The organism is Paenibacillus rigui (assembly GCF_002234615.1).
Classification (GTDB): Bacteria; Bacillota; Bacilli; order Paenibacillales; family NBRC-103111; genus Paenibacillus_S; species Paenibacillus_S rigui.
This window is the reverse complement of the sequence record NZ_NMQW01000045.1, coordinates 23,195-34,740: the sequence shown is the minus strand read 5'-3', so window position 1 is coordinate 34,740 and position 11,546 is coordinate 23,195. Positions and strand designations below refer to the sequence as shown.

9 protein-coding genes are annotated in these 11,546 nt (G+C 53.9%); 2 read left to right on the top strand and 7 right to left on the bottom strand.

Annotated elements, in window-relative coordinates; all coding sequences use genetic code 11:
* Positions 1-66: 66 nt before the first annotated feature.
* The 3 genes from CF651_RS25375 to CF651_RS25365 all read right to left on the bottom strand — a co-directional run bounded on the left by CF651_RS25375 (position 67) and on the right by CF651_RS25365 (position 2,731).
* Positions 67-738, bottom strand: a complete 672-nt coding sequence (locus CF651_RS25375; RefSeq protein WP_094017669.1) for a sulfite oxidase-like oxidoreductase — start codon at positions 736-738, stop codon at positions 67-69.
* Positions 731-1,747, bottom strand: a complete 1,017-nt coding sequence (locus tag CF651_RS25370; RefSeq protein WP_094017668.1) for a Gfo/Idh/MocA family protein — start codon at positions 1,745-1,747, stop codon at positions 731-733. The genes CF651_RS25375 and CF651_RS25370 overlap by 8 nt, the downstream gene beginning before the upstream one ends.
* Positions 1,748-1,834: 87 nt before the next feature.
* The gene (locus CF651_RS25365; protein ID WP_094017667.1) at positions 1,835-2,731 is read right to left on the bottom strand and encodes a cation diffusion facilitator family transporter; all 897 of its coding nucleotides are present in this window, start codon (positions 2,729-2,731) and stop codon (positions 1,835-1,837) included.
* A gap of 375 nt (positions 2,732-3,106) precedes the next feature.
* On the opposite strand from CF651_RS25365, the gene CF651_RS25360 reads away from it, so the two are divergent.
* Positions 3,107-4,501: a TcaA NTF2-like domain-containing protein gene (locus CF651_RS25360; RefSeq protein ID WP_094017666.1), complete on the top strand. Its 1,395-nt coding sequence runs from the start codon at positions 3,107-3,109 to the stop codon at positions 4,499-4,501.
* 104 nt (positions 4,502-4,605) lie between these two features.
* The gene (locus CF651_RS25355; RefSeq protein ID WP_179232989.1) at positions 4,606-4,932 is read left to right on the top strand and encodes a YnfA family protein; all 327 of its coding nucleotides are present in this window, start codon (positions 4,606-4,608) and stop codon (positions 4,930-4,932) included.
* A gap of 29 nt (positions 4,933-4,961) precedes the next feature.
* Here CF651_RS25355 and CF651_RS25350 read toward each other — a convergent pair whose 3' ends face one another.
* Genes CF651_RS25350 through CF651_RS25335 form a run of 4 tightly spaced genes read right to left on the bottom strand, consistent with a single transcriptional unit; the run spans position 4,962 to position 11,528 of the window.
* The gene (locus CF651_RS25350) at positions 4,962-6,197 is read right to left on the bottom strand and encodes a VWA domain-containing protein (protein ID WP_094017665.1); all 1,236 of its coding nucleotides are present in this window, start codon (positions 6,195-6,197) and stop codon (positions 4,962-4,964) included.
* Positions 6,198-6,199: 2 nt separating this feature from the next.
* On the bottom strand, positions 6,200-8,671 hold the full coding sequence (locus tag CF651_RS25345; RefSeq protein WP_245856151.1) for a DUF5682 family protein: 2,472 nt from the start codon (positions 8,669-8,671) through the stop codon (positions 6,200-6,202).
* Positions 8,629-9,720 carry an AAA family ATPase gene (locus tag CF651_RS25340; protein WP_094017663.1) on the bottom strand — a complete coding sequence of 364 codons (1,092 nt, stop codon included), beginning with the start codon at positions 9,718-9,720 and terminating at the stop codon, positions 8,629-8,631. The genes CF651_RS25345 and CF651_RS25340 overlap by 43 nt, the downstream gene beginning before the upstream one ends.
* A complete protein-coding gene (locus tag CF651_RS25335; RefSeq protein ID WP_094017662.1) occupies positions 9,696-11,528 on the bottom strand; it encodes a HEAT repeat domain-containing protein in 1,833 nt (610 codons plus the stop codon). Before CF651_RS25335 ends, CF651_RS25340 begins: the two co-directional genes overlap by 25 nt.
* Positions 11,529-11,546 lie beyond the last annotated feature (18 nt).

Genomic DNA, 11,546 nt, shown 5'->3' with positions numbered 1-11,546 from the left:
TACAGAACGATTCCGTCCCCTCCGCCCGTTTTTCAGGGCCTTCCCAGTTCCTGGGGGTTCGCGGACTCAATCGAAATCTTTGCCGACCCACTCGTCTTCGGGCAGCGGCAGCGGCTCGCCGGAGAAGCGCTCCTCACGGAACGGCTCGGCCACATTGTGAAATCCATTGCTTTCCCAGAAGCCCGGACGGTCTTCCTTCATAAATTCAAAGCCGCGAATCCATTTGGCGCTTTTCCAAAAGTACAGATGCGGTACGATGAGACGCAGCGGCCATCCATGCTTCGGTGTCAGAGGCTTCCCGTCGTAGCTGTGCGCGAGCATAATTTGATCGCCCAGCAGATCTTCCAGCGGCACATTCGTTTCATAATCGTGATCGGCGTGAATCATCACATGCTTGGCTGTCGGCTTCACCTTCAGCAGGCTCAGCACATCCCTGAACAGGACGCCCTCCCATGTCGTATCCGGCTTGGACCAACGGGTTACACAGTGAATATCGCACTTCATCTTCGTTTGCGGCAGGGAGAGAAGCTCCTCATAGTTAAACACCCGCTCTTCTTCCACCTCGCCAAATACACGCAGCGTCCAGACAGCCATATCGTATTGAGGCACTTCGCCCTCATGCAGAATCGGGAATCGCTCGGTCCATACTTGTCCCGGCGGCAATCTGTGATCCAAAGCAGGGTCCGTGATGACGGACGGCAGCTTCATATTTTTAATCCGTTCGGCTTTATTATGCATCGTTCATCGCTCCTTGGGTTTTCAAATCCGCAGGATATACGAGCCCCATTTGACGTCTTGCTTCATCCATCATGTCCATAACGGCAGACGAATTTGCGAACGAATTGACAGCCGACTCCCGTTGGCCGCTGTTCAGGAGACGAATAAATTCTTCCATTTCGTAGAACATGTGGGCCTTACTGTCCAACTGGGGTCTTGAAATATTTTCGACTGAGCCGTCCCTGTAACGGATTTCGACCTTCTCGGGCGTGCTGATTTTATCCATGACAAGCGTCCCTAGCTCTCCCTGAATTTCCGAGGGCAGCGCGGAATCCGTAATTTTGGAATACATGATTACCGCATCCATCTCATCGTACTTCGCAATCAGACTGCCTTCGCCATCGACGCCGGAGCTTAGCAGCACTCCGCCCGCTTTGACCTCATTAGGCTTCCCGAACAGGACCACCAACGGGTAAATACAATAGACACCCAAGTCCATTAAAGCACCATTGGAATAGATGGGATTAAATGCATTGAGCACCGTGCCTTGCTTATAGGCATCATAGCGCGAGGAATATTGGCAGTAGCTTGCAACATAGCGGCGAATCGTCCCTATTTTATGCAGGTGATCCCGCACCGTCTGAAAATTGGGCAGCAGCGTCGATTTCAACGCTTCCATCAGCAGTACGTTGTTCCTCTGCGCGGCGGCGATCATCGCCTTAAGCTCTGCAGCATTGGAGGCTATAGGCTTCTCGCATAGCACATGCTTGCCATGATCCATCAGCAGAATCGCCTGCTCTGCATGATAAGCATTCGGGCTGGCAATATAGACCGCGTCGAAAGCGTCGCTCTCTGCCATGGCTTTCAGGTCTGTGAAGATCGCCTTAACATCATATTTGGCGGCAAATTCGCTCGCCTTCGCCTCCGTGCGGGAGTATACCGCGGTCAATGCAAAGTCCGGATGCCGCTGTGCCGCTTGAATAAGCTGCTCCGTGATCCAGTTCGTACCGATAACCGCAAATCGTATCATGTTGAATTTCCTCTCCTTGCATCGCTTGCTATGCACGTTAATCCTGTTATTTTAATATAAATTTGTCGAGCGCGCCTCTTTTTTAAGCTAGTTGTCCTCGGCATACCAAGGATTAAGGTGAATAAGCACCTCATCCACGTCGGGGTGGCTGCTCATAATCTGCTGCTTGATCTTCCGCGAAATATCGTGCCCCTGTTGAATTGTTAGCTCTCCCGGCACCCCGAGCCTGGCATCGACCAATATATAATGACCGTGCTCTCTCGCACGAAGCCGGTCAATACGCTTCACTTCCGGAACGGATTGAATCAGCTTGGCATATTCATCCAGCTTTTCTTGGGCGATATTTTTCTCCATCAGCACGTCAAACGCTTCATGCCCCATATGGACGGCCAGCTTCAATACGAGTATGGACACGACGATTCCTGCCAACGGGTCGCCGTAGGACAAGTAATGAATACCGTACGTTTCGCCGATCAGGGCGAGTCCGATCCCCACTACTGCCGCGATGGAGGCATACACGTCCGCCAAATGGTCGTACGCCGTGGCCATAAGCCCCTTGCTGTTCATGCGTTTACCGATCCGGATCGTATAGACGTACAAAACCATTTTCCATACGAATGAAATCACGGCGGCCCCAAGCGCAATATAGCTTGCTTTTACGGGCTCCTCGAAGAAAGCGCCGATCGCTTCATAAGCAATGTACAACGCAGCAGCGATCATAATGATGGCGACAACCGCCGATGCCAGAACCTCCGCTTTCCCGTGTCCGTAAGGATGATCTTCATCGGCCGGACGCTGGGAGATCCGCATGGAGGTCAGCGAGGCGAAGGTCGCTATGACATCCCCGGCATTGTGCACGCCGTCGGCCAGCAGTACCTGGCTGTGAAACACGAGACCGACAATGATTTTGATCGCTGTCAGTACAACATTGCTAATTAAGCTGATCCATATCGCCACAATGGAGGCATTGTTCTCCTTGCTCATCATTTGTTCCCCCCGGCACAAGTTTTTCCCAAAGGAAACAAAAACCCTTGACCGGTTCGGGTCAAGGGTTGGGAAATTTTAAATTTGGAACGTTTAAAAACCAATCTCACTGAATCATCCACGGATATCACCATACCTGTTTCTAAGCATCAACTTAATATAGCATGGAAACAAGCTGAATGTAAAATCCCTTATTCCATCTACGTTTGGTAGGACTATTTATGATTTTGCAATATGTAATCGAATGTCGAATGCCCGTTTGAAAATATTTCTTTAGAAGGAAATCAAGGGAAAATAACGAATTACACTTGGGATACCTAGGCAAGACGGGAAATGTTCTTTGGTATTTAGAATATAAAAAGTGGAGTGGGGCAAATGTCAGAAATGGAGTTAAAAAATCAAACAAATGAAACAACGGTGAAAGTGGTGACGGACGTAAGCCAGACTGAGAAAAAAACAAAAATGAAACGAATCTTGATCTTAAGTTCGCTTTTAATTCTACTTGCTGTAGGCGGTGTAACCACTTACGCAATAACCAAAAATTATAAGTACAGCTCGCTGGTACAAAACTACAATAAGGATTTTGAAGCGATCGAAGCAGCCAGTTCGACATTCAAAAAGCAGGTGGATGCGCCGCCTGCTGACAAGAAGACACTACAGGATGTCGTTACATTTTATAGAGAATTGAAGTCCAAGAACAATTTCGAAACTCAGGTGAACGAGCTTAATAATAATATCAAGTACGCTTCGTTGAAGGCCGAAAAGAAGGATTATAACGGCCTTGGTGTTGAAAAAACGATTGCCGAGTACAATGAGTTGATGAAAGATATAGACAAACTTCAAAGCGTTATGCAGCGGAGCGAGAATCTCGATAAGGAGATTAAGTCCCTTGGACCGTCCGATTTAGAAAACTATGAATATTACGACAAATTTCAAGATCTCATTCGTAAGAACAGTACCCTGAAGGATGAGGTGCTGGGTGTTGTATTATCGACGAAGTTAAAGGATGCCCAATCCACTTTCGTCGATGCCCTAAGCTACCGTGGCAAATTTTTGTCGGAACTCAGGGACTACTACAATGCAGCAAATTCTTACAAAAATGCGGTAGAGCAGTACGATAGTTATATCGGTAAAATCAAAGATTTTAAACAACAGGCTCAAAAGACTTCTTCTTACTATTCCCAGTCTACCTTGATCAAAAATGCCTACGCGGAAGCCGATAAAGCGGAGAAGCAAATCAAGTGGATGGACGATAAGTCGGCAGAGCAAAAAAGCCGCAAAAGCAACGCCAATAGCATGTTGGCTAAATACAATGAGGTTATGGGGATTCAGTCCGCAGAAGCTGCCAATCCGCTAAACATACAAGAACGGTCCCCGCGTCCCTTCGTCGGTGAAGAGAAGGTGAAGATTTTTGTGGAGGATTACTTGATTAAAGGGATCAAAGCTTTGGACACGAATGACTTTTCCTATGTGGAATCGTATATTGATACTAAGGGAAAAAAATATAAAGAGCAGTTGGAATACATGGATTACCTGAAAAACAAAGGAATCAAAGAAAGCTTGCTGGCAGTCGAAGCCAAATCCGCCGAAAAACTGGACGATTCCAGCTTCAAGGTCACCACCTTTGAGCAATATGACATCTTCTACGGCGATGGAAGCCGTAAAATAAAGAGCTTCACATCCAAGTACAAAATCGTAAAGTCCGGAAATAACGGATTCCTGGTAAATGAACTGCTTGAAACCAAAGAGACGGATAGTATAGATAAATAAGCTTCAAATTTATAATGATGTATACTATTCTCGTCGGCCATATGAGCTTGCATTTAGATAGATCAAATGCAGGCTTATGTAAAATAATACTGGGAGGTCATGCGTTGGTTTCCGCAATCGTTCTATTCGTTATTGCCGGCCTGGCCGAAATCGGTGGAGGGTACCTCATCTGGCTCTGGCTTCGGGAATCGAAGCCTTGGGGCTTCGGTTTGGCCGGAGGCATTATTCTGGTGCTCTATGGCATTATACCCACGCTGCAGACATTCCCTTCCTTCGGGCGGGTCTATGCCGCTTATGGCGGCGTCTTCGTGCTGCTCTCCGTCCTCTGGGGCTGGTGGGTCGACAAAAAAGCCCCGGACCTGTACGATTGGGTCGGGGCTGCCGTATGCCTGATTGGCGTCTCGATTATGCTCTGGGCGCCGCGGTCATAGACGGCATTGATATTTTATCCATTTCATAGCTAGACTCCGCTTCCTCCACTGCCGGCAGTGGAGGTGATTCGGCCTGCAAGCTGCTGCAGGTCCTGTCCCTTCAAGGCACCCTCGATCAGCTCGGGAAGCCGGTCCGGCGTACACCCGAAGCAGGGGATGCCGAGCTGCGCCAGCTTTTTGGCGACGGCGTCGTCGTAAGAAGGGGTGCCCTGATCCGATAAGGCCAGCAGGCACATCGTTTTGACACCGGACTGGTGCAGGTCCGCCAGTCTCCGGATCATCTCGCTCCGGTTACCGCCTTCATACAGGTCCGATACGATGATGAACATCGTCTTCTTCGGCTCCGTGATAAACGGCTCGCAGTAAGCGATGGACTTATTGATATCCGTCCCCCCGCCAAGCTGAATGCCGAACAGCATATCAACCGGGTCGTTCGCACACTGCTCGGAGAGATCCACCACCTCCGTATCGAAGACGACGACTCGCGTATCCAGCGAAGGCATGCTCGCAAAAATAGAACCGATGATCGAAGCGTAAATGACCGAGTTGGCCATCGAGCCGCTCTGATCGATATCCAGAATGACCGTCCATTCCTTGCTGCGGCGGGCCCGGTCGAAGAAATATACTTTCTCCGGTACCAACAGCTTCCGCTCGGTATCGTAATGCTTCAAATTTTTGCGGATCGTCGTCTTCCAATCCAGTCCCGTCGAGGACGGGAGCGGGGAATGCTGTCTTCGATTTAATGCCCCCGTCACCGCACGCCGGAGATCCTGCGCCAGCCGCTTCACAATTTCATCCACGACGGCCTGAACCAACTGGCGGGCCGTATCCTTCGTTTTCTCCGGAATTTTGCCTTTCAATGCCATGAGCGTGGCAACCATCTGAATATCCGGCTTGACCTGGGACAGCAGCTCCGGTTCGAACAGCAGCTGCGTCAGCCCTTTGCGTTCCATCGCGTCAGCCTGAATAATCGAAACGATATCCGTCGGAAAAAAAGTACGGATATCGCCCAGCCACTTGGCCAGCTGAGGAGACGATTTGCCGAGTCCAGCGGTTCTGCGTTGGCTGGAACCGCCTCTCCCCTCCAGCTCTGCCGCCTCCGAGGTGTCATCGTAAATGGCTGCTAATGCTTCGTCCATCAGCCTCCCCTCCTCATCCAGCAGCAGAGAGGAAGGCGCGTACGATTGCAGCTGTTCTTCTGCGGCGGCTCCCAGAATCAAACGCCAACGGGCGACTTGCTCCTTATCGATCTTCGTATTAGTCATCGCTACAGATCTCCAAAATCAAATTCATTGAGTCCATCGAGTGTCTCCTTCTCTTCCTCGCTGAGCGGCTGCTGCAGCACGGCTCCGGCCTCGTCTGCACCGATACCCCAAATGTCGCCGAGCAGCTCCGCGACAGCCGCTTTTTCTCTCGGCTCGAAGCCGCCGAAGGCTCTGCGCAGAAAAACAAGCGAGCGCTGGAACGGCTCCGGCTCCAGTGAGCCGATATAGGTATCCAGCTGCTGCCATAAAGCTTGCCGTGACAGCAGCCCGTAACGGTTGCGCAGCGATAGGCCCTCGAACCAGCCAGCCCCGAGATCGGCCGGAATTCCGGGCGATAACCGGCGCGATACCTCTTGAGCGCACTGCTCCTCGTTCATTTCATTGCGCTCCAGCAGAATCGCGAATGCATAGCCTGAAAGCTTCGCATTGCGGTCGTCTCTCGCAGCCAATTCGTGCAGCTTCTGAATCCACAGCGGCTCATTTACGGTCTCGAAATGCTCCTGCGCAATGCCATGAAGCGAATGCATCGCCTCCAGCACGCCCTTGGCCGCATCGTCATTGCAGCCGGCGGCATCGGCGAGAAGCAGCGTGCCGCGTAAAAACAGCTGCTGCAGCAGCGGAAGCAGCGTGGCCGTGTCGAGCCGCCGCAGCGAGCCATAGCGGATCAGCACCGATAGCTCGTAGGCCGACGAGCTGATCTGCTGGAAGCTTCCCGCATCGACAGCAAGCTCCTGCAGCGTGCGCCTCGCTTGCTCCATCAGCTCCGGCAGCCCGCAATCGCAAGCAAGGCGGACAAGACGCGAAGCCTCCGCAATGTCGGCGCATTGCTCCAGCCGTTCATGCAGCACATAGGCCGCCGCCAGCTCGATCGTTTCGCCCTTCAGCGTTGATTCCACCGCTTGAATCTCGGCCTCCGGCGTCCACTGCAGCACCCAATGCTCTGCCCACGAGGCAGCGGACTGGCTCGCCCGCTGCTTGCGGGCAAAGCTGATGCCGAGCAGCTCCAGCCGGTGCAGCATCGTCGAGCGATGCAGATCGAGAAAGGCCGCTTCCTCCGATTGGACTCTCCGGTTCTCCCTGAGGTCCAGCTCCAGGCTGGTCGCTACCGAGGTTCTGTATTTCTCGAGCTTCAGCCGTTTGAGCTCACGGTTCAGGTCGTCCTGAATCGGTGTCTGGCTGACGCCTTCCGGCAGTCGGCCGATCGCGGTCCCGATATCCGTTCTGGCCAGCGCTTCAGCGATCGTGGACAGTTCTCCGTAACCGAGACACGTCGTGGCCGCGTCCCGCAAATCCTTCCAGGTCGGCTGGCTCCCTCCATGAAGCGATGCCAACGCTTCCGCCAAGCGTACGCCCTCGATAATCGATGCTGTCGAGCGGTGCGTCCCCTGCTCCCTCAGATGCGCGGCCACATGGGAAAAATACAGTGAGGGGAGACGGCTTAAATCTCCCCGCTGCAGGCATTCCCAGAGCAGCTCGAAATAAGCCGGAGCCGCATTTCCTGCGCCGTACCCCGAGTGCGAGGATAGCTTGTAGAATGAATAAGGCATAAGCGTCAGCTTCGTCGCAGCCTTCGGAAGGCTCTTGAGCTCCTTGTCCGTCATCGCCGGCAGCCGCAAATCCATCGCCGAGGCATGATGCGCCCCGGTCACGACGACCACCTTCGCGGGAGCGTGGCCTTGGGCCAGCGTCTCACGAATCCGTCGGCGCATATAGGCCTCGCGAATTTCGTTGTACGCGGACTCGGCCGGGTCGTGCTCCCACTCCTCCTGCTCCACCAACCGCCTCATTTGTGTGGAGTACTCATAAATACCGTGACGGTAGGCGTCTTTTTGTAAATTATGCTCAAAGTGACGCTCCCAGTAAGACTCATAATCAGCCTCACCGGACAGCTCGGCAATGCGTCGGTACAGCTCGTTTTGCTTTCTCGCGTAAGCCCGGTAGCCTGTCTCGCCGGCCGATTGGGACGGGGCTTCCTCTTTCGCAGCCGGTGTTAGGCCCTGATCCGTCTCTTTCGCCGAAGCCGGGGCCGCATCCGGGGTGACACCGCTCGTATCCGCAGTACGGCGCTCCCTCTTCTGCTCATACAATGCCAAGGCGGCGTGAGAGGGCAGGTCGATAAATTCCACCTGGGCTCCTTTGCGGTTAGCCCACACAAACGCCTGATACTCCGGCGAGTAATCAGCCAGCGGATACAGCAGCGTACGTACGGGGAGCTGGTCCGTATAGGCCAGGATCGCTACAGGAGGCACCACGCCGCGGGAGGTCAACGAAGCGATAAAGCCGCTCGCATCCTGCGGTCCCTCCACCAATACGGCTGTAGGCTCAATCTCATCCAAAAATGCCTTCAGGTGATATGCCCCTGTCGGGGACAAGTGCCGAATACCGAACACCTGCACCTGTTCCTCATCAGCGGCGCCCCTAGGGCTGCGGCTCAATCGTTCATCTCCGTGCACGCGTTGTACAAGCTTCTCCATGCCGCACCCCGCTTTTTCATCACATTTTCCAGGTACTCCTTCCATACGAGCCGGTCCTTCTCTTCATCCTTCACAATCGCACCCTGCAATCCTGCGGCAATGTCCTCCGGCGCAATAGTGCCGCTGCCGAAGCTGGCCGCCAAGGCCATGCTGCCGGTCAAGAGTGAAATCGCCTCCGCCGTCGAGATGACCCCGCTCGGCGGTTTGATTTTCTCCTTCCCGTCCAGCGTCTTGCCGCTTCGCAGCTCACGGAAAATCGTGACGACCTTCGTCACCGCTTCTTCATCCGGGAGGGCGGCATGAAGCTCATAGTTGGCTGCAATTTCGCCGACGCGCTTACGTACGATTTCCACTTCCGTATCGATATTCGCAGGAGAAGGCAGCACGATAATATTGAAACGCCGTTTCAAGGCGGCGGACATTTCATTGACACCCCGGTCCCTCGTATTCGCCGTTGCGATGATCGAGAAGCCTCTTGAAGCCGACAGCTCTCTTCCCAATTCGGGAATCGAGATCGTCTTCTCCGACAATATCGAGATCAAGGCATCCTGCACCTCCGAGGCGCAGCGTGAAATTTCCTCAAACCGGGCGATCCCTCCGCTTTCCATGGCCCGGTAAATAGGGCTTTTGATCAGCGCCTGATCGGACGGCCCCTGCGACAGAAGCATCGCGTAGTTCCACGAATAGCGCACGTGCTCTTCGCTCGTGCCCGCCGTGCCTTGAATGACCTTCGACGAATCGCCGTGTATGGCGGCCGTCAAATTTTCCGATAGCCAGGACTTGGCTGTTCCCGGCTCTCCAATCAAAAGAAGCGCGCGGTCGGTCAGCAGGGTGGCGATAGCCATTTCTACAAGCCTCGGGTTGCCGATATATTTGGGCGTAATTACAGTACGTCCCGCTTTCCCCCCCGTAATGAATGTCAGTACGGACCGCGGTGAAAGCTGCCAGCCTGCAGGTCTCGAATCCTGGTCCGCCTGCTTTAACGCGTTCAGCTCCTCCTCGTACAGCCGTTCGGAGGAAAGCCTTAAGACATCTTGCTTTTGATCCATGTCAACCATCCCGTTCCTTTCGAATCCGCATCGGACGCATTGTCCGGCTTGGCTTTTATTGTTTCAACGACCTCGAGCACCTGTCTTTTGACGCTGTCGTACTGCAGCTTCTCTGCAAACCGCTCCAATCCCTCCGCATAATGGCGGGGAAGCATGGACAGCACCGCAAGCTGAGCATAGTCCAGATAATACAGCTGCCGTGCCGTACTTTTCTCCAAATTCTCCATGAGCAGCTCCGGGGCGTCGGGATGCCCAAGCCGGAAAAGCGTCAGCAAGAGCGTAACGGTCTTGTACTGGTTGAAGGCTCCTGCCGCTTTACATTTTCTTACAAGGTAGGCGTTCAGCTTCTTATCGGGCTTCTCCGCCAGACGGCATACCAGCTCCTCCTCATCGATGGCAATGAACAATTCCAGCCATCGGGGATCCCACGCAGCAGCAGGCTCGGCCTGATCGCGGTTCCATGCTTCCGCAACATAGGAGGATACAGGTTCAGTATGATTGTAAAATACTTTAAGCAGCTCTCTCGAGGCCGCATCTCTTTTGTTTTTTATAAACCCGGCGTACCTGTCGTAAATTTCATTCGGAGCGAGGGTTCTTAACGCCGCTCTGAAGCTGTAGCTAACAAACCGCTTGCCGCCCGCTTCAAGCCCGAGCGTTACCGCGAACTGATCCGCTTCCGGCAGGCCCAGATTCAGCAATAGCTGCGCCGCAGCCTCCTGCGCATCCTCCGTTCCTTTGATCAGGAAATTGTTGTCGGTCAGCAGTCTTTGGAGCAGAGGCAAAATCGGCGCATCCTTCTTATCGTCCAAGCATTGCAAAGCCAGATGCAGCTCATGAGCGGAATCCTTAAGCTGCCCTGCATCGAGAAGGTTCAGCTTGGCTGCAAGCTCCTCGATATGCTCAATGACCTTCACCGTCAGGTCCGCATCCCGGGAGAGACGAATCGGATCTACGGCAAGCTCCCGGTCTTTGGACAGCAGCGCCCGGTACAACCGCTCCGAGGCGCGCGACGTCCCCAGACGGGCCAAGGCCGTGTAAGCGGCTTGGCGGACTTCTTTGCGCTTCTCATCCGCCTGCTGCAAAATCAGCTCCTCGTGCTCGGCATAATGCCCCAGCAGCTCAACCGCTTGAGCCTTCACCTCCGGTGCGCCTTCCGCCACGGCCTTCAAATACAGCTCGCAGCCGGAAGCGCCGAGCTGGTCATGGATCAGCTGCAGCCTTCGGGCATCCCCCTTGCCTCCCTGCAAATCCAGCTGCTCCTGCAGCGCCGGCAGGGCTTCAGCCCCCCAGGAAGGAATAACCTTGCGCCATACGAACTCGGCCAGCTCCGAATAGCTGTCATCCAGTGCGGCAACGGCAGGCCATAGCAATCGAAAATCCGTTAGCCGCTTCTCTTCATACGCTAGATTAAGCACTTCAAGGCGGCCGGGGCCTTTCGTCGTTAGCGCCTCGAGGACGGGCTTGATTTTCCGGTAAGGAATCCGCGTATTCAGCGTCGTGTCCGTACCCGTCACCTGTGTACGTGCTGCGGCTGCCTCCGTTTTGCCCTGCGTATACAAAATCGAACTAAGCAGCGTTCCCAGCTCCAGCAGCTTGCCCGCAGCCAGGCTCGGCTCCCCGCCTGCGGGTGGCTCCACCACCTGCTGCACCGCCTGGGCTACGCGCTGGAATACCGGAGCCGCTTCTCCCAGCTTTTGAAGCTGCGGCAGCATTTTTTTCAATCGCACATCCCCCGCAGCCACGGTGCTCCCCGCAATGAACAGGCGCCGCACCTCCAGCTGCAAATCAAACAATACATCTATACTCATATCCATCGACTCCAGTCC

What these genes read in the sequence shown, in the direction of transcription:
- CF651_RS25375 (WP_094017669.1), bottom strand. Translation starts at nt 738, where the DNA reads ATGCATAATAAAGCCGAACGGATTAAAAATATGAAGCTGCCGTCCGTC.
- CF651_RS25370 (WP_094017668.1), bottom strand. Translation starts at nt 1,747, where the DNA reads ATGATACGATTTGCGGTTATCGGTACGAACTGGATCACGGAGCAGCTT.
- CF651_RS25365 (WP_094017667.1), bottom strand. Translation starts at nt 2,731, where the DNA reads ATGAGCAAGGAGAACAATGCCTCCATTGTGGCGATATGGATCAGCTTA.
- CF651_RS25360 (WP_094017666.1), top strand. Translation starts at nt 3,107, where the DNA reads ATGTCAGAAATGGAGTTAAAAAATCAAACAAATGAAACAACGGTGAAA.
- CF651_RS25350 (WP_094017665.1), bottom strand. Translation starts at nt 6,197, where the DNA reads ATGACTAATACGAAGATCGATAAGGAGCAAGTCGCCCGTTGGCGTTTG.
- CF651_RS25345 (WP_245856151.1), bottom strand. Translation starts at nt 8,671, where the DNA reads ATGGAGAAGCTTGTACAACGCGTGCACGGAGATGAACGATTGAGCCGC.
- CF651_RS25340 (WP_094017663.1), bottom strand. Translation starts at nt 9,720, where the DNA reads ATGGATCAAAAGCAAGATGTCTTAAGGCTTTCCTCCGAACGGCTGTAC.
- CF651_RS25335 (WP_094017662.1), bottom strand. Translation starts at nt 11,528, where the DNA reads ATGAGTATAGATGTATTGTTTGATTTGCAGCTGGAGGTGCGGCGCCTG.